This window comes from Pseudomonas sp. B21-023 (assembly GCF_024749165.1).
Classification (GTDB): Bacteria; Pseudomonadota; Gammaproteobacteria; order Pseudomonadales; family Pseudomonadaceae; genus Aquipseudomonas.
Genome location: NZ_CP087190.1, coordinates 3,110,998 through 3,135,669, shown reverse-complemented (window position 1 = coordinate 3,135,669; position 24,672 = coordinate 3,110,998). Strand labels below are relative to the sequence as shown.

Sequence of the window (24,672 nt, the reverse complement as noted above, 5' to 3'; positions counted from 1 at the left end):
AAAGGACTTCCCGGATGATCGAGCCCAATACCTGTCGCCATTCCCACATCAGCTGGCGTTATGCGCGATCCCGAGGCTGCTGGCGCTTGCTGGTGATGCTCTGCCTGTGTGCGGGCGCCGGGGCCGAGCCTCTGGATGAGCCCCTCAAGCCTCTGCCGCCGATTCCGACACTGGAGCCTGAGCGTGTCGAATTAGGGCGCCAGTTGTTCAACGACGTGCGGCTGTCGCTCAACAGCAGCCTTTCGTGTGCCAGTTGTCATCGTCCCGATAAGTACGGGGCCGACGATAGGGCGTTTTCGATAGGGGCCGATGGTCAGCCACTGTCGCTGAACACCCCGACGGTGTTCAATGCCAGCCTCAATTTCCGTCAATTCTGGGATGGCCGGGTCGAGTCGCTCGAGGAGCAAGGCAATACCGTGATCACCAGTGCCCATGAGATGGGTGGGGATTGGGGGGTGATCGTGCAACGCATCGCCAGCGACGACCGCTACCGCCATGCGTTCATCAATGCCTATGCCGATGCCGTGACGAAGGCCAACATCCTTGACGCCCTTGCCAACTATGAACGGACCTTGCTGACACCCGGCTCGCGGTTCGACCGCTACCTGCAGGGCAACACCGAGGCGCTTACCCGGCAAGAAAAATACGGCTACGAGCGTTTCAAGGACTATGGCTGCATCGCGTGCCACCAGGGCGTGAACATTGGCGGCAACATGTTCCAGAAATTTGGCGTCTTCGGCGATTATCTCGCTGACCGCGGCAATCCCACAGCCGCGGACCAGGGCCGCTTCAACGTCACCGGCGATGAAGCCGACCGGAGCGTCTTCAAGGTACCGAGCCTGCGCAACGTGGCGATGACCGCGCCCTACTTCCATGATGGTGCGGCGCCCACGCTCGAGCGCGCGGTCGAGGTCATGTTCCAGTACCAGCTGGGGCGTGTGCCAAGTGAGGAGGACCGGGCCTTGATCGTGCTGTTCCTCAAGACCCTCACCGGTGACAGGGCAGGGACAGACACACCATGAAAACGATCACACGGCGTGGCAGCCTGCTGTTGCTCAGTGGCGTGGTCCTGACGCTTTCCGCCACGCTGGGGTTCCTGTATCTCAATTCCGGTTCGGAGCTGACCCAAGCCTACAACGAGTCCCGCGACCTGATCCGTCAGCTCAAGCAGCAGGATGCCCTGTGGGAAAACGAGATGCTCAAGGCCCGCGTGGCCCTTGCCCACGACTACGACCCGCTGGTAGCACCACTCAAGGAGATGAAGCGGCTATGGGCACGCTTCGACAGCCAGGAGGCAGATCAGGGGCGCAACGACTCGGGCCAGTGGCGCGATGCCCATGATGGTTTCCTCGCGTCGCTGGGAGAAAAGGCGCGGCTGGTGGAGCAATTCAAGTCGCACAATGCGCTGCTGCGCAATTCGCTGGCGTTCCTGCCCGCGGCCGAAGACAGCGTGCAGGCCCAATTGGGCAAGGTGCCCGACCCCGATCGGAAGGAAGTGCACGATTTTGCCACCGACACCTACGACCTGTTGCTCAGCGCTCTGGAATTCGCCCAGGTAACCTCTGCGGACAAGGCCGCAGAGATTGAAGTCGGGTTGGGTGCATTAGCCGTCAACGTGCAGAACCTGCCGGAGGAGTTTCAGACGCCTGTGAGGCTGCTGAGTAGCCATGTGGCATTGATTCTGCGTGAGCAGCCCATCGTCAACCGACTGCTCGAAGACATCGAGGCAATTCCCGTAGCCGAGCGGCTGGACAGCCTGACCAGTCTGCTGGACCACGATCAGCAGCAGGTCGAGAAGAGCGATCGCAGGTATCACTTGTATACCTTGTGGCTGTCGGGCCTGCTGGCACTGTCCGTGGTGGGTCTGGCCATGATGCTGTTGCGAAGCTTCGCAGAAGTGCGACGGGTCAACAGCGCCTTGCAGGCCGCCAACGAAGTCCTGGAGCAACGGGTCGAGGACCGCACCCGGGAGCTCAGGAACGCCCAGAGTGAGCTGTTCAGCGCCGCGCGCCAGGCTGGCATGGCGGAGATCGCCACCAATGTGCTGCACAACGTGGGCAACGTACTGAACAGTGTGAACACCTCCTGCGAACTGATTGCCCGCATTCTGCGCAGCAGCAAGACCACGGGCTTGGGCAGGGCTGTGCAACTGATCGATGAACATGCCGATGACCTGGGCCGATTCATCACCGAGGACCCCAAGGGCAAGTTGCTTCCCGGCTATCTCAACCAGGTGGCCGAGGCTATTACCCAGGAGCAGCGCGGCATCGTGGTCGAGCTGGAGAGGATGAACAAGAGCGTCGACCATATCAAGGAGGTGGTGGCCACCCAGCAATCCTACGCCGGTGCCAAGAGCGTGCCCGAGCCGCTGTCAATCCACGAGCTGATCGAGGACGCACTACGCATGAACGCGGGGGCGCTGACTCGGCATCAGGTGTCGGTGTTGCGCGACTTCGGCGATGTACCGCAGGTAATGGGTGACCGACATCGGCTGCTGTTGATCCTGATCAATCTCATCAGCAACGCAAAATACGCCATGTCGGGTCTGGGCAACGAACATCGGACCATGACGCTCAAGACAAGGATCATCGAGGGTGAATTCCTGGAGATGAGCGTGCTGGATGAAGGCGAAGGCATCATCCCGGAAAACCTGCAGAAGATTTTTGCCCACGGCTTCACCACCCGCAAGGATGGGCACGGATTCGGTTTGCATAGTTGCGCCCTGGCTGCCATCGAGATGAACGGCCATTTGACGGCTCATAGCGATGGCCCAGGCCTGGGGGCGCTTTTCACCCTGCGAATTCCGCTGATCGCGGTAACGGAGCCTGCATGAGTGACCTGGCCAATCGCCGCATTCTGCTGATCGACGACATGCCTTCGATCCACGAAGACTTTCGCAAAGTCCTGGCCCCGATCAGGCTGAAGAACGCCGAACTCGACGAGATGGAGGCGCTGTTGTTCGGCGAACCGGCCAAGCAGGAAGGACCGGTGTTCGAACTCGATTCGGCCTACGGTGGCGAGGAAGGCCTCGGTTTGCTTAAGCGCGCGCTGCAGGCCCAGAAGCCCTATGCGCTGGCTTTTGTCGACATGCGTATGCCAGATGGCTGGGATGGCGCCAAAACTATCGAGCACCTGTGGCAGGAGGACCCCCAGTTGCAGGTGGTGGTGTGCACCGCATATTCGGATTACTCCTGGGACGAACTGCTCGACCGACTGCGCGCCCACGACCGTTTGCTGATCCTGAAAAAACCCTTCGACAACATCGAGGTCCAGCAGATGGCCAGCACCTTGTTGACCAAATGGGAAATGACCCAGCGTGCCTCATTGAAAATGCACCAGCTCGAACAGCGGGTTGAGCAGCGCACCCATGAGCTGAAGCATGCCAGCGAGGCACTGCAGCGTGAAATCGACGAGCGCAAGCAACTGGAAAGCCAGCTTGTGCAGTCGGAAAAGCTTGCATCGTTGGGCCAGATGGCTGCCGGCGTAGCGCATGAGATCAACAACCCGATCGGGTTCGTGTCATCCAATCTCGGTACCCTGGAGGGGTATTTCCAGCAACTGGCGACGATGCTTGATGCCTATCGCCATGCCGAGCAGGGCCTGGGCGCCAGTGAAGTCAGCGCGGCATTGCAGAGGCTGCGCGAGCAGACCGAACTGGATTTCCTGAGGGAAGACATTCCTGTGCTGATCAAGGAGTCCAAGGAAGGGATTGGCCGCGTTGCGCAGATCGTCAAGGACCTCAAGGACTTTTCGCGCGTCGACAGTGCGCAGCAGTGGCAATCGGCCAACTTGTTGCAGGGCATTGACTCCACGGTGAACATCGTCGCCAGCGAGCTCAAGTACAAGGCCGATGTGATCAAGCGGTACCAGCCGTTGCCCGATGTCGAGTGCCTGCCGTCGCAGATCAACCAGGTGATTCTCAACCTGCTGGTCAACGCGGCACAGGCGATGGGCTCTGAGCGCGGCACCATCACCTTGAGCACCGGCCAGCTGGACGCCAGTGTCTGGATCGAGGTAGCGGATACGGGGTCAGGAATTGCGCCGGAGCATCTGCAGAAGGTCTTCGATCCGTTCTTTACGACCAAGCCTGTCGGCCAGGGGACCGGGTTAGGGCTCTCTCTGTCCTACGGCATTATAAAAAAACACAGCGGGCATATATCCGTCCGTAGTCAGGTTGGAGAGGGCACGGTCTTCACCATTGAACTGCCGATCAAACAGCAAGCCCCAAGCGTAGTGCCTTAGATAGTCGGTAAATAGGCGACATCCAGGCGGCCGACGAAGGGGGCTGTTCAGTTTTTGTGGAAAAGAGTACAAATGTGCTCCATGGACAATTTATCCCCCAAACGCCGCGCCATCCTCGAATTCATCCGCGAGCGCATCACCGATCAAGGCCAGCCGCCGTCGCTGGCCGACATCGCCGAGCGCTTCGGTTTCGCTTCGCGCAGCGTGGCGCGCAAGCACATCACCGCCCTGAGCCAGGGCGGCTTCATCGACGTCACGCCCAACCAGGCGCGGGGTATCCGCCTGGCCGAGCCGTTGCGTCGGCCCGAGATCCTCGAAGTGCCGGTGCTCGGCCAGGTCGCCGCCGGTGCGCCGATCGGGCCCGACCTCGACATCCACGAGCAGTTGCTGCTCGACCCCAGCCTGTTTCGGCGTACCCCCGACTACCTGCTCAAGGTGCGCGGCAACTCGATGGTCGACGACGGCATCTTCGATGGCGACCTGGTCGGCATTCGCCAGCAGGGCGAGGCCCGCGACGGGCAGATCGTGGTCGCCCGGCTCGACGGCGAGGTGACCATCAAGCGCCTGCAGCGCACCCGCGACGGCTATCGGCTGCTGCCGCGCAACCCGGCCTATGCCCCCATCGACGTGAGCCCCGAGCGCGAGTTCTTCATCGAAGGCGTGTTCTGCGGCTTGCTGAGGCGTGACTGATGGGCGCGGTGGTCGAACTCGACCGGCTGCTCGATCAGCGCCAGGTATGGCGTGGGCGGCAGGCCCAGGCGCGTCCGCAGGGCCTGCAGCCCACCGGGCATGCCGCCCTCGATGGTCGGCTGCCGGAAGGCGGTTGGCCGGCGGCGTCGCTCAGCGAGCTGCTGCTGGCCAGCCCCGGCTGCGGTGAGTTGCAGTTGCTCTGGCCCACGCTCGCCCGGCTGAGCGGGGAAGGGCAGAGGGTGGTGCTGGTGGCGCCGCCGTTCATCCCTTATGCGCCGGCCTGGCAGGCCGCCGGGGTGGACCTGCGCTGGCTGGTGCAGGTTGACGCCGAGGCCGGCGATGCCCTGTGGGCAGCCGAGCAGTGCCTGCGCTCGGGCAGTTGCGCGGCGGTGTTGTGTTGGCCGGAGCGTGCCGATGATCGGGCGCTGCGGCGTTTGCAAGTGGCCGCGGAAACCGGCAACGCGCTGGCATTCGCCTGTCGTCCGCGGCAGGCCGCGCTGAACCCATCGCCTGCCGCCCTGCGCATCGCCCTCGACCTGCGCCCGGCACAATGGCGCGTGCTCAAGTGCCGGGGTGGCCTGCCACCTGCCGCACCCATCGCCTGCCCTGGGCAGGGGTGATGCACCATGCTCTGGGCCTGCATCCTGTTACCCCAGCTGGCGCTGGACACTGTCCTGCGCGAACGTGACGACCCCGAGGCGCCGCTGGTGCTGCTCGGCGGGCCGCCCCAGCGCCGCGTGCTGCGGGCGGTCAACCCGGCGGCCAGTGCGCTGGGCCTGCGCGCCGGGCAGGCCCTGACCGCCGCCCGCGCCCTGGCCGACGGTTTCACCTGCGTCGAGGTCGAGCCGGCGCGTCTCGAGCAGTTGCAGCAGCTGCTCGCGGCCTGGGCCTACCGTTTCAGCGCCCAGGTCAGCCTGCACTATCCCCGTGCGCTGCTGCTGGAGGTAGGCTCGAGTCTGCAGCTGTTCGGCCCGTGGCCGTCGTTCGAGGCGCGCCTGCGCCAGGAACTGGCGGCACTCGGCTTGCGCCAGCGTATCGTCGTGGCCAGCAACCCGGTGGCGGCGAGAATGCTCGCCAACGGTCACGATGGCCTGGCACTGACTTGCCCGCAGGCGACCCGCGCTGCCTTGCTCGACATGCCCGTCGAGCGTGTCGGCCTGCCCAGTGAGGCAGCCGAAGCCTTCATCCGCATGGGCCTGCGCCGCCTCGGACAGGTGCTGGCGCTGCCCCGTGATGCCTTGGCCAGGCGCTTCAGTGCCCAGGTGCAGTTGCACCTGGACCAACTGCTTGGTTTGCGCAGCCTGGGGCTGGGTTTCTACCAGCCGCCCGACCGTTTCGAGGCGCGCCTGGAGCTGAACTTCGACGTCGAATCACACCAGGCCCTGCTTTTCCCCCTGCGTCGTCTCATTCACGACCTGGCGGCATTTCTCGCCGGGCGTGACTGTGGCGTGCAGCGTTTCGAACTGCACCTGGAGCATGCCGAAGGCGCGGACACCGTGCTCAAGGTCGGCCTGTTGGCTGCCGAGCGCGACGCCTCGCTCTTGTTCGAGCTTGCCCGTGGCCGCCTTGAGCCGCTGCGCATCCCGGCGCCGGTGCGCAACCTGCGGCTGCTGGCCGCCGACCTGCCACCGTTCGTGCCCCAGCACCAGGCGCTGTTCGACCCTCGTGCGCAACAGGCTCAGCCCTGGGACCAGCTGCGCGAGCGCCTGCGCGCGCGGCTGGGCGATGACGCGGTCAAGGGCTTGCGCGCCGAGGCCGATCATCGCCCCGAGTGCGCCTGGCAAGGGGTGGAGCAGGGTGGGCAGGGCCATTTGGTGATGGCCCCCGGTCGGCGTCCCGGCTGGTTGCTGCCGGTGCCTCAGGCGCTGTCCGAGACCGGCCTGCAACTGCTCGGGCAGGCCGAGCGCATCGAGTCCGGCTGGTGGGACGGTGGTGATGTGCGGCGCGACTACTACCGCATCGAAACCCGTGATGGCCTGCGCGGCTGGGCCTTCCGCGACCTCGCGGCGCCGGGGCCGTTGTGGCTGCAAGGCTGGTTCGCATGAGCGCCCCCGGCTACGCCGAGCTGCACTGCCTGTCGAACTTCAGTTTCCAGCGTGGTGCCTCCAGTGCCGACGAGCTGTTCCGCCGCGCCCGCGAGCAGGGTTACCAGGCCCTGGCGATCACCGACGAATGCACCCTGGCGGGCATCGTCCGGGCCTGGCAGGCGGCAAAGCAGCATCAGGTGCGGTTGATCGTCGGCAGCGAGGTGCGGGTGCACCAGGGGCCGAAGCTGGTCCTGCTGGCACAGGACCTTGCTGGCTACCAAAACCTCTGCGCCTTGATCACCCGCGCCCGGCGGCGCTCGCAGAAGGGCAGCTACCAGTTGCTCGTCGAGGACCTCGAGGCCCATCACCAGGGCTTGCTGGCGCTGTGGGTGGCCGAGCCGGACGACAGCGCCGGGGCCTGGCTGCAGCCCCTGTTCGACGGGCGCCTGTGGCTGGCGGTGCATCTGCACCGCGGGGCCGACGACGCTCAGCGCCTGGCCCACCTGCGCGCGCTGGGGGCGCGGCTCGATCTTCCGTTGGTGGCCTGCGGCGATGTGCACATGCACGTGCGCGGACGGCGGGCGCTGCAGGACTGCATGACCGCCATCCGCGAACATTGCGCGGTCGCCGAGGCGGGGCGCTTTCTGTTCGCCAATGGCGAGCGTCACCTGAGGTCGCTCGACCAGTTGCACGAGCTGTACCCCGACGATCTGCTGGCGCAGACCCTGCAGGTTGCCGAGCGCTGCACCTTTGATCTGTCCCAGCTGGACTACCAGTACCCACGGGAACTGGTGCCCGAGGGGCAGACCCCGGCCAGCTGGCTGCGCGAGCTGTGCCGGCGAGGGTTGCCCGAGCGCTGGCCCCAGGGCCCGAGCGACCAGGTCCACGCGGTGCTGGAGCGGGAGCTGGCGCTGATCGAGGAACTGGGCTACGAGAGTTACTTCCTCACCGTCCACGACATCGTCGCCTTCGCCCGCCGCCAGCGCATCCTCTGCCAGGGGCGAGGCTCGGCGGCCAACTCGGTGGTGTGCTTCGTCCTCGGCATCACCGAGCTCGATCCCATGGAACACCGCCTGCTGTTCGAGCGCTTCCTTTCCCGCGAGCGCAACGAGCCGCCGGACATCGATGTGGATTTCGAGCACGAGCGCCGTGAAGAGGTGATCCAGTACGTGTTCCAGCGCTACGGCCGGCACCGTGCCGCGCTCACCGCGGTGGTCAGCAGCTACCATGCCGCCGGCGCGGTGCGCGACGTGGCGCGGGTGCTCGGCCTGCCGGCCGACCAGGTGGACGCCCTGGCCAAGTGCTGCGGGCGCTGGAGCGACCGCATCCCTGATGCCGCTCGCCTGGCCGAGGCCGGGTTCGATGCGCACAGCCCGTCGCTGCGGCGCATCCTGGTGCTGGCGGGGGATCTGATCGGCTTTCCCCGACACCTGTCGCAGCACCCCGGGGGCTTCGTCATCTCCGAGCAGCCGCTGGACCAGCTGGTGCCGGTGGAGAACGCGGCGATGGCCGAGCGCACGGTGATCCAGTGGGACAAGGACGATCTGGACATGGTCGGCCTGCTCAAGGTCGACGTGCTGGCGCTGGGCATGCTCAGCGCGCTGCGCCGCTGCTTCGACCTGATCGCCCGACACCGTGGGCAGGCGTACACCCTGGCGACGCTGCCCAAGGAAGACCCAGCCACCTACGCCATGATCGGCCGCGCCGAGACCATGGGCGTGTTCCAGATCGAGTCGCGGGCGCAGATGGCCATGCTGCCCCGACTCAAGCCGGAGAAGTTCTACGACCTGGTGATCGAGGTGGCCATCGTGCGACCCGGGCCGATCCAGGGCGACATGGTTCATCCATATCTGCGCCGCAGGTTGAAGCAGGAGCCGGTCACCTACCCATCGGAAAAGCTCAAGGCCGTCTTCGAGCGCACCCTGGGCGTGCCGCTGTTCCAGGAGCAGGTGATGGAACTGGCCATGGTCGCCGCCGACTACAGCCCCGGCGAGGCCGACCAGTTGCGTCGCAGCATGGCCGCATGGAAGCGCCATGGCGGCTTGGAACCGCACCGCGAGCGGCTGATCGCGGGCATGCTGCGCAATGGCTACGAGCTGGCCTTTGCCGAGCGTATCTTCGAGCAGATCAAGGGCTTTGGCAGCTACGGCTTCCCCGAGTCCCACGCCGCCAGCTTTGCCCTTTTGTGCTACGCCAGCAGCTGGCTCAAGTGCCATGAGCCGGCGATCTTCACCTGTGCGCTGGTCAACAGTTGGCCGATGGGCTTCTACAGCCCCGACCAGTTGCTGCAGGAGGCGCGCCGCCAGGGCATCGAAGTGCGCCCGGTGGATGTGTTCCATAGCGAGTGGGATTGCACCTTGGAGGCACTGGGCGAGAACGAACTGGCCATCCGCCTGGGCCTGCGCCAGATCCGCGGCTTCAGCGAGGACGATGCCCGGCGCCTGGAGCAGGCGAGGGCGCTACGCCCCTGGCGGGATGTCGAGGACTTGTGCCTGCGCGTCGGGCTCGATGGCCGGGCCCGGGCACGCCTGGCCGACGCCGGGGCATTGCGCGGGTTGGCCGGCGACCGCCACCAGGCGCGCTGGCAGGTGGCGGGGGTGCAGGCGCAGCTGCCGTTGTTCGCCGAAGTCGAATCGACACTTGAACAGGCGGTGGCCTTGCCTACACCAAGCATTGCCGAAGATCTGGCAGCCGACTACGGCACCCTGGGTACCACCCTCGGGCCGCATCCCCTGACCCTGCTACGGACACGCTTGCGCGCGCTGGGGTGTCGCAGTTCAAGGGAGCTGGCAGGGGTCGAGCATGGCGACAGCATCGCCGTCGCCGGCATCGTGGTCGGGCGCCAGCGACCACAGACCGCCAGTGGCGTGACCTTCGTCACCCTCGAGGACGAGCATGGCATGGTCAACGTGGTGGTCTGGCGCGACCTGGCCGAGCGCCAACGGCGCGAACTGGTAGGTTCGAAGTTGCTCAAGGTGAGCGGGCGGCTGGAGCAGGAGAGCGGGGTACGGCACCTGATCGCCCGGCGCCTGGAAGATATCAGCCCACTGTTGCAGGGGCTGGATGTGCGCAGCCGGGACTTTCACTAGAAATAGCGTTTGGCTTGAAGGCGGCGCGGTCGGTGTGGGAGCCGGCTTGCCGGCGATAGGGCCGCAGCGCGGCCCCTGGTGCAGGCAGCTCAGACCATCGCCAGTCGCTGCTTGCGTGTCGGAGCCGGGAACGCCTGCTCGATGGCTTGCAGGTCCTCTTCGGCAAGCACCAGGTCGGCCGCCGCCGCATTCAAGCGCACATGCTGCGGATCCACCGCCTTGGGGATCGCGATCACCCCATCATTGCGCGTGACCCAGGCCAGGCTCACTTGTGCCGGTGTGGCGCCATGGCGTTCGGCGATCTGCGCCATCACCGGGTGACGCAGCAAACGTCCGGCCTGGGCCAACGGGCAGTAGGCCATGGTCGGCAAGCCCTGCTCGCGGCTCCACGGCAGCAGGTCGAACTCGATACCACGCTCAGCCGGGTTGTACAGCACCTGGTTGGTGGCGCAGGCGCTGTCATCCAGTTCGCGCAAGTCGTCGAGGTCGAAATTGGACACGCCCCAGCGGCGAATCTTGCCCTGCTCGATCAGCCGCTCGAAGGCTTCCACAGTCTCGTCCAGCGGGTACTGACCGCGCCAGTGCAGCAGGTACAGGTCGATGCAGTCGGTGCCCAGGCGCTGGAGGCTGCGCTCGCAGGCGGCCGGTACACCGCGTCGGCTGGCATTGTGCGGATAGACCTTGCTGACCAGGAACACCTGGTCGCGGCGCCCGGCGATGGCCTGGCCGACCACCTGCTCGGCGCCGCCCTCGGCGTACATTTCCGCCGTGTCGATCAGGCTCAGGCCCAGGTCGATGCCTTGTTGCAGGGCCGCCACCTCGGCGGCCCTGCGGCCCGGGTCCTCGCCCATGTACCAGGTGCCCTGGCCGATGGCGCGGAACGCGGGAGCCCGCCAGATTCACGTAACGCATGTCACCTCCTGTGGGTGGGTATGGGTCAGCAGTACATCGAGCAGCGCCTCGGCGGCCTTGGACAGCTTGTGATCGCCCAGGGCGATCACACCGATGCGCCGCTCCACGGTGGGTTCGACCAGCGGCACGCAACGGGCGCCGAGCTCCTGCATCTGCTCGATGCACAGGGCCGGCACCGCGCTGACCCCCAGGCCACTGGCGACCATGCGGCCGATGGTCGACAGCTGATGGCTCTCGAAGGCCACCGCCAGCTTGCCATGGTTGGCGGCCAGGTGCTGTTCGAGCAGCAGGCGCACCGCCGATGGCCGCTGCAGGGCGATGAAGTCCTCGGCCAGCAGCTCCTGCCAACGCACCTGGGGCTGCTGGGCAAGGGGCGAGTCGGCCGGCACCACGGCGACGAAGCGGTCCATGTACAGCGGGTGGAAGCGCAGCGCCTCGCTGCTTTCAGGCTCGAAGCCGATGCCCAGTTCGACGCGGCGATGGCGCACCAGTTCCAGCACCTGCTCGTTGATCACGTCGTGCACGGTGACATTGACCTTGGGGTAGCGTTGGCGAAACACCTTCAGCGACCGTGGCAGCAGGTTGCCGGCGAAGGCCGGCATGGCCGCCACCGACACCCGACCCAGTTGCAGGGTGAAGCGCTGGCGCAGCATCTCCTCGGTATCGTCCCAGTCGGCGAGCAGGCGCCTGGCCAGGGGCAGCAGTACCTCGCCCTCAGGGGTCAGGCTGACGCTGCGGGTGGTGCGGGTGAGCAGGGCGCCGCCGAGGTTGTCCTCCAGGGCCTTGATGGTCAGGCTCAGGGCCGGTTGCGACACGTGCAGGTGCTCGCCGGCCTGGGCGAAGCTCTGGTACTTGGCCACGGTAACGAAGGCACGCAGCTGCTTGACGTTCATGAGAGGCGGGCCCTTTGTTTTGGAAAAGTTATCAATCGATGACGAAAACAAAATTAACAAATCAGTCGACTACAGTGAAGATGACCGTACGGTTCCAACAACTACAAAAGGCGACTGAGCATGGCCGGACTGGACAAGCGTGTAGCAACTTATGAAGAGGCCCTGGCGGGCCTGACCGACGACATGACCGTGCTGGCCGGCGGCTTTGGCCTGTGCGGCATCCCCGAGAACCTCATCGCCGAAATCAAGCGCCGCGGCGTCAAGGGCCTGACCGTGGTCTCCAACAACTGCGGCGTCGATGGCTTCGGCCTCGGCGTGCTGCTCGAGGACCGGCAGATCCGCAAGATGATCGCCTCCTACGTCGGCGAGAACGCCGAGTTCGAGCGCCAGCTGCTCAGCGGCGAACTGGAAGTGGAGCTCACCCCGCAAGGCACCCTGGCCGAGAAGATGCGCGCCGGCGGCGCCGGCATCCCAGCCTTCTTTACCGCCACCGGCTACGGCACCCCGGTTGCCGAAGGCAAGGAAGTACGCGAGTTCAACGGCCGCAAGTACATCCTCGAAGAGTCCATCACCGGCGACTTCGCCATCGTCAAAGGCTGGAAGGCCGACCACTACGGCAACGTGGTGTACCGCAACACCGCGCAGAACTTCAACCCGCTGGCCGCCACCGCCGGCAAGATCACCGTGGTCGAGGTCGAAGAGATCGTCGAGCCCGGCGTGCTGCTGCCCAGCGAGATCCACACCCCGGGCATCTATGTCGACCGGGTCATCGTCGGCACCTTCGAGAAGCGCATCGAAAAGCGCACCGTCAAGGCCTGAGCGCCGCCCTCAAGAACAACAAAGAGATCCTGACCATGGCATTGACCCGCGAACAAATGGCGCAACGCGTCGCCCGTGAACTCAAGGACGGCTACTACGTCAACCTCGGCATCGGCATCCCCACCCTGGTGGCCAACTACGTGCCCGACGGCATGGAAGTGATGCTGCAGTCGGAGAACGGCCTGCTGGGCATGGGCGAGTTCCCCAACGAAGCCACCATCGACGCCGACATGATCAACGCTGGCAAGCAGACCGTTACCGCACGCCGTGGTGCGTCGATCTTCGATTCGGCGCAATCCTTCGCCATGATCCGTGGCGGCCATGTCGACCTCACCGTGCTCGGCGCCTTCGAGGTGGACGTGGAAGGCAACATCGCCTCGTGGATGATCCCCGGCAAGCTGGTCAAGGGTATGGGCGGCGCCATGGACCTGGTGGCCGGCGCCGACAACATCATCGTCACCATGACCCATGCCTCCAAGGACGGCGAGTCCAAGCTGCTGCCCAAGTGCAGCCTGCCGCTGACCGGTGCCGGCTGCATCCGCAAGGTGCTGACCGACCTGGCCTACCTGGAGATCGACAACGGCGCCTTCATCCTGCGCGAGACCGCGCCGGGCGTGAGTGTCGAGGAGATCGTCGCGAAGACTGCCGGCAAGCTGATCGTGCCGGACGACGTGCAGGAAATGACCTTCTAAGCAGCACCGTTGCAAGCGCCCCATCGCGGGGCAAGCCCGCTCCCACGACGGACCACGCATCCCTCGTGGGAGCGGGCTTGCCCCGCGATGGGGCGACGCCGTTTCAGTCCTATAAAAATCAGAAAAAGGAAAACATCGTGGCCGCTGATATCCAAGACAGCCGCTCCGCCCGCTTTGCCCTGCGCTGCTCCAACTGGGCCGAACGCTGGTTCCCCGATTCCTGGGTGTTCGCCGCCCTGGCCGTGATGCTGGTGGCCCTTGGCGCCCTGGCCATGGGCGGCAAGCCCACCGACACCGCCAAGGCTTTCGGTGACGGCTTCTGGAGCCTGATCCCGTTCACCATGCAGATGGCCTTCGTGGTCATCGGCGGCTATGTGGTGGCCAGCTCGCCACCCGCCGCCCGGCTGATCGACCGCCTGGCGCGCCTGCCGAAGAACGGCCGCTCGGCGGTGTGCTGGGTGGCGCTGATCTCGATGCTCGCCTCCTTGCTCAACTGGGGCCTGTCGCTGGTGTTCGGCGGCCTGCTGGTGCGCGCCCTGGCGCGCCGCACCGACCTGAAGATGGACTACCGCGCCGCCGGCGCCGCCGCCTACCTGGGCCTGGGCGCGGTGTGGGCGCTGGGCCTGTCGTCGTCGGCCGCGCAGTTGCAGGCCAACCCGGCCAGCCTGCCGCCGTCGATCCTGTCGATCACCGGGGTGATCCCGTTCACCGAGACCATCTTCCTCTGGCAGTCCGGGGTGATGCTCGCCGCGCTGGTGATCGTCTCGCTGATCGTCGCCTATGCCACCGCGCCTGGCCCGAACAGCGCCCGCAGCGCGCAGGACTGTGGAGTGGACCCGAGCTTCAGCGCACCGCCTTCGCCCCAGCGCACGCGGCCGGGTGAATGGCTGGAATACAGCCCGATCCTGATCCTGCTGCTGGTGGCCCTGGCCGCCGGCTGGCTGTACCAGGAGTTCGCCACCAAGCCGGCGATCACCGCGATTTCCGGGCTGAACACCTACAACCTACTGTTCATCATGCTCGGTGCCTTGCTGCACTGGCGCCCGCGCAGCTTCCTCGATGCCGTGGCCCGCGCCGTGCCGACCACCACCGGGGTGCTGATCCAGTTCCCGCTGTACGGCTCGATCGCCGCCATTCTCACCCAGGTCAAGGGCGCGGACGCCCAGACCCTGGCCCACCATATCTCGCTGTTCTTCACCCAGATCGCCACCCATGACACCTACGCCTTGCTGATGGGTGTGTACTCGGCGGTGCTCGGCTTCTTTATTCCGTCTGGCGGTGGCAAGTGGATCATCGAGGCGCCGTACGTGATGCTGGTGGCCAACGACCTGCAATACCACCTGGGCTGGGCGGTGCAGATCTACAACGCCGCCGAAGCGCTGCCGAACCTGATCAACCCGTTCTACATGCTGCCGCTGCTGGGGGTGTTGGGGCTCAAGGCGCGTGACCTTATCGGCTTCTCGTTCGTGCAGTTGCTGGTGCATGTGCCGCTGGTGCTAGTGTTGCTGTGGGCACTGGGCACCACGTTGCAATATGTCCCGCCTGTAATGCCCTGATCAGGGCGGTGGAAAACTGCAAGCGCCAAGGATCGGCGCTTGTGCAGCCCGCTGCCGGAAAATCGGAAAAAGCTGAATGATGGCAAATTGACGTCAATATGCTGGCCACTTACTATGCGCGCCACTTTACGTTGATCACCAGGGACAGGCATGCCGGTACGTCTTCACGCAGCGCGCAATTATGCGCGCTTCGCATTTGTTGCAACATTGTGCAGCCCATTGGCCTGGGCCGTCTCACCGGGTGACCAGGACCTGATCCGCGAACGCCAGAACCGCCTGCTCGAAGAGCAGCAACGGCGCCTCGAAGACCTGCGCAACCTGCCCGGTGAAAGCGCGCAACCTACCCAGCAGCAACGGCCCGAAGACACCCGCTGTTTCGATATCCACACCATCGAGCTCAAAGGCGCCGACAGCCTGTCCGCCGCCGATCGCGACAGCCTGCTCAAGCCTTTCATCGACCAGTGCCTGGGCGTCACCCAGCTCAATGCCTTGCTCAAGGCGATCACCGACCATTACCTGGGCCGCGGCCTGGTCACCAGCCGCGCCTACCTGCCGCAGCAGGACCTGTCCTCGGGCCACCTGCAGGTGCTGGTGGTGGAGGGGCGCCTGGAAGGGCTGCGCCCGGACCCGGCCAGCGGCCTGAGCGAGCGCGAGCTGGCTATGGTTTTCCCCGGCGAAGCAGAGCAGCGCCTGAACCTGCGCGAAGTCGAGCAGATGGTCGACCAGCTCAACCGCCTGCCGTCGAACAAGGCACAGATGGAGCTGACCCCCGGCAAGGCCGTCGGTGGCAGCGAAGTGCTGGTGCGCAACACCCAGCAGAAGCCTTGGCGCGCCTCGCTGTCGCGCAACAATGAAGGCCAGCGCAGCACCGGTGAACAGATGCTCAACCTCGGCCTGGAATGGGACAGCCCGCTGGGCCTGGCCGACCAGCTGATGCTGCGCGGTGGCCACGACGTGGTCAGCGACCACACCCAGGGTTCGAAGAACGGCGTGCTGTACTACAACCTGCCGTGGGGCTGGTGGAACTTCAGCTACAGCTACAGCGAGAGCGAGTACCGCTCCCTGGCGCAGGCCAACGGCTTTGCCTTCAAGCAGACCGGCGACAGCCAGAACCACCAGCTGCGCGCCGAGCGCGTGGTGCACCGTGATGCCACCAGCAAGACCTCGCTGAATGCCGGCGTGGCCCACCTGCGCACCAACAACTACATCGAGGACAGCCACCTGGAGGGCAGCAGCAACCGCCTGAGCGAGGCGCAGTTCGGCATCAACCACGGCCGCCGCCTGGGCAATGCCTTCGTCAACATCGACCTGGGTACCCAGCAGGGCACCGGCGCCTTCGACGCCCAGGACAACGCCCACCCGCGCCCGGGCCAACCGGTGGCGCGCTACCGCAAGTACAGCGCCACCGTCAGCTATGTACAGGGCTTTGAAGTGCTCGGCGAGCGCCTGAGCTTTACCAGCCTGGCCACCGGCCAGCGCAGCGAAGACGTGCTGTTCAGCCCGCAGCGCATCAGCCTTGGCGGGCTGTCGTCGGTACGCGGCCTGAAGGACCAGTCGTTGTCCGGCGACAGCGGTGGCTACTGGCGCAACGACCTGCGCTGGACCCGCCCGGTGAGCTGGCCGCTGCTGCAGCCGCTGGTGGCCGAGTACGGCCTGGGCCTGGGCTACGACCTGGGCGTGATCCGCAACGACCGCTACAACGGCCAATACCACGGCCGTGCCAGCAGCCACTCGCTGGAGCTGTTCGCCCGCGGCCAGCATATGGCTGCCAGCGTGACCTTCGCTCACAGCCTGGAACGCCCCGACGTGCTGACCGAAAAGGAACGCCCGGTGTATTTCCGCCTCGACTTCTTCCTCTGACTCACCCGACTCATCCCCGCCTTATCCACGAGATTTCACATGGACGTCCGTCTATTCGCCTTCCTGGCCCGCCAACGCTCGGCCGTAATTCAGCCCCGTGAACGCTTTTGCGGCCTGCCCAAGCGCGGCCTGGCGTTTCTGCTGGCCAACGTCATGTTCTGGCAGCCGCTGTGGGCCCAGGCCGCCGAAGGCGTGGTGGTCAGCGCCCCAGGCACCAGCCTCGGCCAGGCAGGCAACGGCGTGCCCATCGTCAACATCGCCGCGCCCAACGGCAGCGGCCTGTCGCACAACCAGTTCAGCGACTACAACGTCGGCCAGCAGGGGCTGATCCTCAACAACGCCACCGGGCGCACCCAGGGCACTGAGCTGGGCGGGATCATCCTTGGCAACCCGAACCTGCAGGGCACGGCGGCCAGCACCATCCTCAACGAGGTGACCGGCAGCAACCCCAGCCTCATGCGCGGCTACACCGAGGTGGCCGGGCAGAGCGCCCGGGTCATCGTCGCCAACCCCCATGGCATTACCTGCGACGGCTGCGGCTTCATCAACACGCCGCGGGTGACCCTGAGCACCGGCAAGCCGATCCTCGACAACGGCCAGGTGCGCAGCTACCGGGTCGAGGGCGGTGCCATCGCCATCGAGGGCAGCGGGCTCGATGCCCGCAACCTCGACAGCTTCGAGCTGATCACCCGCAGCGCCAAGGTCAACGCCACGCTGCACGCCAAGCAGCTGGATATCGTCACCGGGCGCAACGACGTCGATGCCGACACCCTCAAGGCCAGCGCCCGCGCCAGCGATGGCAGCGTGGCGCCGAGCCTGGCCATCGACAGCACGGCACTGGGCGGCATGTACGCCGGGGCGATCCGCCTGGTCGGTACCGAGCAGGGCGTGGGTGTACGCCTGGCCGGCGACGTCGCGGCCGCTGGCGGTGACCTGGATATCGACGCCAGTGGCAAGCTGACCCTGGCCAACGCCAGTGCCAGTCGCGACATTCAGCTCAAGGCCGGCGAGGTGGAGCTGACCGGCAACACCTACGCCGGGGGCGAGGCCCGCGTGCGCAGCGGCGGCGACGTGGATGTACGCCAGAGCCTGGCGGCGCGTCAGCATGTGAGTGTGCAAGGCGCGCAGGTGCGCAACCAGGGGGTGATCGAAGCCGGGGTCGAGGCGGACCAGCGTCGCAACGATAACGCCGATCTCACCCTCACCAGCACCGGCCTGGTCAACAGCGGGCAGATAGTAGCCAGCCGCGACTTGGCGGTAACGGTCGGCGATACCCTGGTGAACAGTGGCGGGGCGCTCAAAGGCCAACGCCAGACCCTGGCGGCCGACACACTGGATAACCGCAATGGCCAGGTGCTTGCCGTTAGCGAATTGAAGGTGGCCAGCCGGGTGTTGGACAACCGCGATGCCGGCGTCTTGAGCAGCGATGGCAGCACCAGCGTCAGCGCCCGTGAGCGCCTGGACAACCAGGGCGGCCAGGTGCTTGGCGTGGAGCAACTGCAAATCGAGGGTGGCCAGGTTAACAACGGCGCCAAGGGCCTGATCGCCAGCGACGGCCAACTGACCGTCGACGTCGCGCAGTTGAACAACTTGGGCGGCAGGCTCTCCGCCAGCCACCAGCAGCTCAAGGCGGGCAGCGTGGCCAACCAAGGCGGCAGCGTGGTGGGCAAGACCCTAGTCGTCACGGCCGAGCAGTTCGACAACCAGGGTGGCAGCGTCGTAGCCACCGAAGGCACGGCGACCGTCACCGCGCACCAGCGCCTGGACAATGGCGGCGGCACCTTACAGGCCAAGACTCACCTGCAGGTCAACGGCGGCAAACTGCTGAACCAAGGCGGCGCCCTGCTGGGCGCAAGCGTCACGCTTGATGGCACGTCGCTGGACAACAGCCAGAAAGGCCGTGTGGTGGCTGACGAGGGTGCGCTGAGCGTCAAGGCCAGCGGCGCGGTGAACAACAGTGGCGGGCGCTTGCAGGCGACTGCCGCGAACGTGGATATCACGGCCGCCAGTATCGATAACCAGGCCGGCGTGGTGGTCGGGCAGAAGGCGGTGAAGGCCACTGCCACCCAAGGCACCCTGGACAACCGCGCCGGCCAGTTGCTCAGCAGCCGCCTGGAACTGGTCGCCGACAGCGTCGACAACCGTGTCGGTGGCCAGGTGTTGGCCGGCAGCGAGGGCATGCTGATCAAGGCCGCGCGCGTGCGCAACCAGCAAGGCAAGCTGGTCGCCGGGGGCTCGCTGGCCGAACTGCTGCTCGGCGCAGGCCGCCTGGACAACCAGCAGGGCAGCCTGACCGCCAGCGCCATCACCCTGGTAGCCGGCGATACCGACAACAGCACTGGCACCCTGACCAGCCTGGCCGGCAACCAGCAACTGACCGTGCAGCGCCTGCTCAACCGCAGCGGCCTGATCGAGGCCAGCGACACCGTGCAGCTCAAGGGCCAGAGCCTGGACAACAGCGGCGGCAAGCTGATCGCCCATGCCGGCGACAAGGCCAGCATCGAATTGAGCGGTGTGCTGGACAACCAAGGTGGCCGTATCGCCAGCGCCACCACCGAGTTCAAGGTCAAGGCCGCGAGCCTGCTCAACCAGGGCGGCAGCGTGGAGCACGCCGGGCTCGGCAGCCTGGTGCTTGATGCCAACCACTTCAGTGGCAGCCAGGGCACCCTCAGCAGCATGGGCAAGGGTAGCTGGACCTTCGCCAACGTCACCGGCGTCGGCACCTGGCACAGCAATGGCGCCCTGGATGTCAGTGGCCTGCAGGCACTCACCCTGGGCGCAGGCGAGCGTATCGCCAGCGCCAGTGACCTGCGCCTGGCCGGCGCGCAGCTGACCAATGCCGGCGAGCTGATCACCGACGGCAAACTGACCCTGGAGATGGCCGGCGACCTGGTCAACCGTGGCCTGTTCTCCAGCATGAAGGCCATGAGCATCAGCGGCGCCAACCTGACCCAGGACGGTGGCCGTATCGTCAGCAAAGAGGCGATGACCGTGCAGTTGGCCGGTGCGCTGAGCAACCGTGGCCGGCTGACCAGCAGCCAGACCCTGGACATCACCGCCGCGAGCATCGACAACCAGGGCACCCTCGGCGCCCAGGGCAAGGCTACCCTGCGCGCCAACGGGGCGATCAGCAACCAGCAGGACAGCCTGCTGTTCGCCGGCGGCCCGCTGGAGCTGCGCAGCACCAGCTTGCTCAACCGCTACGCCGATATCTACAGCAAGGGTGATTTCAGTTACGCGGCGCTGGGCGGGGGCAGGGCGGCAAGCCTGCAGAACCTTTCGGGCAGTATCGAGAGTGAAGGCAACATCGACCTCAAGGTCGACTTACTGGAGAACGCCAAGGCTGTCTTCGTCCCCGGCCGGACCATCGCCGAACGCTACATCCGCATCAACTGCACTGACTGCAGCGGTCGTAGTCACACCGGCTCCTACATCGTCACCACCACCTACAAAGGCACCATCGAAAGCGATTCGCCCGCGGCTCGGCTGCTGGCCAACCGTGACATGGCGATCGATGCGGGCACGGTGGACAACCGCCAGAGCCTGCTGGCAGCCAACGGCGACCTGACCGCCAGTGCGGTGAACTTCCACAACCGTGGTCGGACCCTGGACAAGGAGGTCGAGGAGATCAGTTACTGGCTGCAAGGGGTGAGCAAGGGCGCCTACCGTGTCACCGAGGCGGCCACCAACGCCTGGAATGCGTCGAACCGAGGCCTGGCACCGGACAAGCAGGCGCCGATACCGACCGCCGTGACCATGTACCCCAGCGAAAAGCCGATTACCCGCGTTGAGCCCGGTACCGATACCGCCTACGTTGGCACCGTACAGGCCGGTGGCACCCTGGCGCTGAACGTCAGCGGCGAGCTGGTCAACGGCACCCTCGATGCACAGAGCAATGCCCAGCTCAGCGGCAAGGCACTGGACAGTGCGGCCATTGGAGCAGGTGGAGTACGCATCGTGATCGGCACCCAGGCCGGCGATCCGGGCTTGCCAGTCGATGTCAAACGTGTCGAAACCACGGCTGCCGACGGCAGCACCCAGATCAGCTTCGTCCCGGTCGACTTCAGCGGCGCCCCGTTCGTCAGCGTCGACCCGACTGCCTTGCCGAGTTTCCGTTTGCCGCAGGGTGAGTACGGCCTGTTCGTGCGCACTCAGAACCCGACCGCCCGCTACCTGATCGAGACCAACCCCGAGCTTACCGACCCAGGTCGCTTCATGGCCTCGGACTACCTGCTCGGCAACCTCGGCTTCGACCCCGACCAGGCTTGGCGCCGCCTTGGCGACGGCCGCTACGAGACGCGGCTGATCGCCGATGCGGTGCGCGCGCAGACCGGCCAGCGCTTCCTCGCCGATGGCCTGGCCAGCGACTACGAGCAGTTCAAGTACCTGATGGACAACGCCGTGGCCAGCAAGGATGCCCTTGGCCTGAGCGTGGGCGTGGGCCTTACCGGCGAGCAGATCGCGGCACTGACCCATGACATCGTGTGGATGGAAGAGCGGGTTGTCGGGGGCGAGAAGGTCCTGGCCCCGGTGCTGTACCTGGCCAAGGTCGATTCGCGCAACCTGCGTGGCGGCAGCCTGATCCAGGGGCGTGACCTGGAACTGGTCACGGGTGGCGACCTGAAGAGTGTCGGTAGCCTGCGGGCGAGCAACGACCTGACGGCCGTAGCCGGCGGCAGTCTGTATCAAGGCGGCCTGGCGGTGGCCAATGAACACCTGAGCCTGATGGCCCAGGACAGCATCCGCAATGCCCTGGCCGGCGAGATCCGTGGCAACCGTGTCGACCTTGAGTCGCTCAAGGGCGATATCGTCAACGACCGTACCGCTACCGAAGTGGTGGTCGGTGCGGGGAGCAAGACCCATCTGGATGCCGGCTCTGTCATCCAGGCGCGTGGCGCCATGAACCTCAATGCTGCTGGCGACCTGACCAACAAGGGCCAGATCAGCAGCGGTGGCGATCTGAAAGCCAAGGCCGGAGGCGACATCAACCTGCTTGCCGTGCAGGATCGCACCGTCACTCGCGACGCCCTGCGCCGTGGCTTGCGCACCGAAGAAACGGTCACCCAGCTGGGCTCCGGCCTGGAGGCCGCAGGCAACGTCAGCTTGCAGGCAGGCCGTGATCTGTACGTCGAGGCGAGCAGCGCCAAGGCGGGCAAGCGCCTTGATGCCGGTGCCTTGGGCAATATCAACCTGGTGGCCGGCGAAGACTCCCATGCGATCGACAGCCGCAGCAAGAAAGGCAACAAGAAGGTCCACGAAGTCGAGGAGCACAGCCGGCTGGTCGCGGCCAGCCTGAGTGCCGGAAGCGGCCTGAATGTCGTTGCCGGTACCGACGTCAACCTGGTGGCCAGCAATCTGCAAGCCGGTGACGAGGCGTATGTCTATGCCGGCAACGACATCAGCCTGATCGCCGGGCAGGAGCGCGACTACTCGCTCTACGACATGAAGAAGAAGGGAGGTTGGGGCAGCAAGCAGACCCAGCGCGACGAAGTTACCCAGCTCACCCATGTCGGCAGCAAGATTACCAGCGGCGCCGACCTGCGCCTGGTAAGCAAGGGTGATCAGCTCTACCAGGCCGCCAAGCTCACCAGCGGCGCCGACTTGACCCTGAGCAGTGGGGGTGACATCACCTTCGAAGGGGTCAAGGACCTGCACGACGAAAGCCACGAGAAGAGCAAGTCCGACGCGGGCTGGTTCAGCATGAAGGGCAAGGGGCGTAGCGACGAAACCTTGCGTCAGAGTGAGCTGGTGGCTACAGGCGACGTGATGATCGAGGCCGTGGGCAATATCCGCGCCGATGTTCGCCAGGTGAATCAACAGACGGTGCACGAGTCCATCGACGCAATGGTCAAGGCCGATCCGAAGCTGGCTTGGCTCAAAGAGCTGGAAGCGCAGGGGGGCGTTGATTGGCGCCAGGTCCAAGAGTTGCACACCAGCTTCAAGTACGCCAACTCCGGACTTGGCCCAGCGGCGCAGTTGGCAATTGCGATCATGATGGCTGCAGTCATGGGGCCAGTCGGATTTGGTATGACGGGCGTACCCCTGGCGGGAGCCACCAGTTTGGCTACGACCGGTGCGGTCAGCACCATTAATAACAAAGGCGATCTGGGCGCGGCACTCAAGGAAACGTTGAGCAAGGAGAGCTTGAAGAGCGCGGCGACAGCCATGGCTGTCGCAGGGGCACTGCAATACGCCGATAACAATTGGTTCAAGGCCAGTGAGGCAGCCAACAAAGGTGCTGTCAGCATTGAGGGTGGGAAGGCACTGCCAGCAGTTTCCACGCCCGACAATGTGCTGACTTGGAGCAATGCATCCGATGTTGCGCTCCGCGCCGGTGGCCGGGCGGTGATCAGTGGCAGCATCTCCACAGCCATCAACGGCGGCAGCCTCAAGGACAACCTGCTCGCTTCACTTGCCGGCGAAGCCAGCACGGTGGCCATGGCCACTGGCTTCAAGTGGGTGGGCGACCAGACGCTCAGCTTCGAGAGCGGTAGTTTGCCGAAGGTCATCTCCCACGCCATCGTGGGCGGTCTGATTGCCGAAGCCACTGGTGGCGACTTCAAGACCGGCGCGGCCGCCGCTGGACTCAACGAGGCGATGGTCAATGCGCTCTCGTCGGCTGCGCAGGGCAATGAAGCATTGCATTTAATGCTGTCGCAACTGACTGGTCTGGTGGCTGCTGCTGCAGTGAACGGCGAGCTGGACAAGGGCGTGCAAATCGCGCAGTCGGCCACCCAGTACAACCATGACCTGCATCGCAAGAATGGCGAGGCCTTTGCCAGAGGGATTCTGGAGGCATGCGTTGAGGTGCCTACCGCTTGCCCTGAAGGTAGCAGCAAGGTGAGCCAGCAAGAGCTTGTGGATGCCCTCGAATCGATGGCACAACACGGCAAGGGAATAGATAAGCTCAACCCACTGGCCATGGAATTGGTCGATACGTTCGTAGACAGGTTCCCGGACAAGAAATCGTTGTTTACGCCAACGGCATCGGAAGCTGAGCGGCTGGATACGCTCGAGAAGGCTGAGCTGGCTGGACTGGTGCTTTCTGGCGTAGGGGCTGTTCGCGGGTTGGCGCGGGGTGGTAGCGGGCTCATCGAGTCTATAAAATCCTGGTTTGGCGCGAGCGGTGCGAAAGGGGCTGTACTTCCCAAAGGTTTTTCAAGTACAGATGATTTCGCACGCTTTGGCGCAGATGCACGAGATGGTTTGGCTCGTGCTGGCTATGGCAATGTAGAACCAATTCTTCAAGGAAGTGCTGTAACTGGCCAGAGCTTTAAAACTGGGCAAGCATTTGACGTTGGTAGGGTGAGTGATTTTGATATTGCCTTGGCTGGCTCAGAGCTTCTACAACGTGCCCGATCCCTGGGGATAGGTTTGAGGAGTGGCGGAACCCGTACAGGGCCGTTGAGTTCGAGAGACTTGCAGGCACTCGGTCTAAAGGATTTGTCGAGTAAGCTTAGCGCCCAGGCTGGGCGTGATGTTAATTTCATGATTTATGACTCTGCGGCAACAGCCTCGAGTCGTGCACCGAGTGTGAGCTTACCAAAATGACTGTTGCGTATGATCTATATGGTGTGAGAAATTTAGGTATTCTCTCGGCGAAAGTTAATGTAGAACGAGCCTTGGGGGAAGCTTTCGAGGAAAGAGAAAGTTCTTATCAGGGAGGTATTTATTATATGTTGGGTGGGGGTGATGCAGAGAATTTTGTTCTAAAGCTGAATGTTGATCCTTTTGATGGTGATGCTGTAGAGCAAAATTATTCGGACTATACGGTCCTGCTTTATATAAATGCTACAGATCGCTCATCTGCTTTGGAGAGAGTTATGAGGCAGGCGGGGTTTAAGCTGCTTAGGCATGAAGTGTTTTAAGAATCTCCATGGTTATTTAACAGC

14 protein-coding genes and 1 pseudogene are annotated in these 24,672 nt (G+C 64.9%); 13 read left to right on the top strand and 2 right to left on the bottom strand.

The genetic code is table 11. The features are described 5' to 3' along the window. Nucleotides 1-14 precede the first annotated feature (14 nt). The 7 genes from LOY42_RS14035 (at nt 15) to LOY42_RS14005 (ending at nt 10,048) form a co-directional block, all read left to right on the top strand. A complete protein-coding gene (locus tag LOY42_RS14035; RefSeq protein WP_408981057.1) occupies nt 15-1,022 on the top strand; it encodes a cytochrome-c peroxidase in 1,008 nt (335 codons plus the stop codon). Then, nucleotides 1,019-2,833 carry a DAHL domain-containing protein gene (locus tag LOY42_RS14030; RefSeq protein WP_258597999.1) on the top strand — a complete coding sequence of 605 codons (1,815 nt, stop codon included), beginning with the start codon at nt 1,019-1,021 and terminating at the stop codon, nt 2,831-2,833. The genes LOY42_RS14035 and LOY42_RS14030 overlap by 4 nt, the downstream gene beginning before the upstream one ends. Next, nucleotides 2,830-4,242, top strand: a complete 1,413-nt coding sequence (locus tag LOY42_RS14025) for an ATP-binding protein (RefSeq protein WP_198755026.1) — start codon at nt 2,830-2,832, stop codon at nt 4,240-4,242. The genes LOY42_RS14030 and LOY42_RS14025 overlap by 4 nt, the downstream gene beginning before the upstream one ends. Nucleotides 4,243-4,314: 72 nt before the next feature. Beyond that, nucleotides 4,315-4,932, top strand: a complete 618-nt coding sequence (gene lexA / locus LOY42_RS14020) for a transcriptional repressor LexA (RefSeq protein WP_198755027.1) — start codon at nt 4,315-4,317, stop codon at nt 4,930-4,932. Beyond that, a complete protein-coding gene (imuA, locus tag LOY42_RS14015; protein ID WP_094012626.1) occupies nt 4,932-5,552 on the top strand; it encodes a translesion DNA synthesis-associated protein ImuA in 621 nt (206 codons plus the stop codon). The genes lexA and imuA overlap by 1 nt, the downstream gene beginning before the upstream one ends. A 6-nt stretch (nt 5,553-5,558) precedes the next feature. Continuing rightward, the gene (locus LOY42_RS14010) at nt 5,559-6,977 is read left to right on the top strand and encodes a DNA polymerase Y family protein (protein ID WP_258597998.1); all 1,419 of its coding nucleotides are present in this window, start codon (nt 5,559-5,561) and stop codon (nt 6,975-6,977) included. After that, on the top strand, nt 6,974-10,048 hold the full coding sequence (locus LOY42_RS14005; RefSeq protein WP_258597996.1) for an error-prone DNA polymerase: 3,075 nt from the start codon (nt 6,974-6,976) through the stop codon (nt 10,046-10,048). Before LOY42_RS14010 ends, LOY42_RS14005 begins: the two co-directional genes overlap by 4 nt. Before the next feature lie 89 nt (nt 10,049-10,137). Here LOY42_RS14005 and LOY42_RS14000 read toward each other — a convergent pair. Beyond that, nucleotides 10,138-10,960: pseudogene (locus LOY42_RS14000) on the bottom strand (aldo/keto reductase). Continuing rightward, on the bottom strand, nt 10,948-11,853 hold the full coding sequence (locus LOY42_RS13995) for a LysR family transcriptional regulator (RefSeq protein ID WP_198755031.1): 906 nt from the start codon (nt 11,851-11,853) through the stop codon (nt 10,948-10,950). Before LOY42_RS13995 ends, LOY42_RS14000 begins: the two are co-directional and overlap by 13 nt. A gap of 120 nt (nt 11,854-11,973) precedes the next feature. Between LOY42_RS13995 and LOY42_RS13990 the strand changes: the two genes are divergently transcribed. The 6 genes from LOY42_RS13990 to LOY42_RS13965 all read left to right on the top strand — a co-directional run bounded on the left by LOY42_RS13990 (nt 11,974) and on the right by LOY42_RS13965 (nt 24,648). Further along, nucleotides 11,974-12,672 carry a CoA transferase subunit A gene (locus tag LOY42_RS13990; RefSeq protein ID WP_023632552.1) on the top strand — a complete coding sequence of 233 codons (699 nt, stop codon included), beginning with the start codon at nt 11,974-11,976 and terminating at the stop codon, nt 12,670-12,672. A gap of 35 nt (nt 12,673-12,707) precedes the next feature. Beyond that, complete coding sequence (locus LOY42_RS13985; RefSeq protein ID WP_258597994.1) at nt 12,708-13,364, top strand: CoA transferase subunit B; 657 nt, start codon at nt 12,708-12,710, stop codon at nt 13,362-13,364. Nucleotides 13,365-13,501: 137 nt separating this feature from the next. Continuing rightward, nucleotides 13,502-14,920 carry a short-chain fatty acid transporter gene (locus tag LOY42_RS13980; RefSeq protein WP_094012630.1) on the top strand — a complete coding sequence of 473 codons (1,419 nt, stop codon included), beginning with the start codon at nt 13,502-13,504 and terminating at the stop codon, nt 14,918-14,920. 150 nt (nt 14,921-15,070) lie between these two features. Then, a complete protein-coding gene (locus tag LOY42_RS13975; protein WP_309475678.1) occupies nt 15,071-16,780 on the top strand; it encodes a ShlB/FhaC/HecB family hemolysin secretion/activation protein in 1,710 nt (569 codons plus the stop codon). 39 nt (nt 16,781-16,819) lie between these two features. Next, nucleotides 16,820-24,331, top strand: a complete 7,512-nt coding sequence (locus LOY42_RS13970; protein WP_258597993.1) for a DUF637 domain-containing protein — start codon at nt 16,820-16,822, stop codon at nt 24,329-24,331. Continuing rightward, a complete protein-coding gene (locus tag LOY42_RS13965) occupies nt 24,328-24,648 on the top strand; it encodes a hypothetical protein (protein WP_258597991.1) in 321 nt (106 codons plus the stop codon). The genes LOY42_RS13970 and LOY42_RS13965 overlap by 4 nt, the downstream gene beginning before the upstream one ends. Nucleotides 24,649-24,672: the final 24 nt, after the last annotated feature.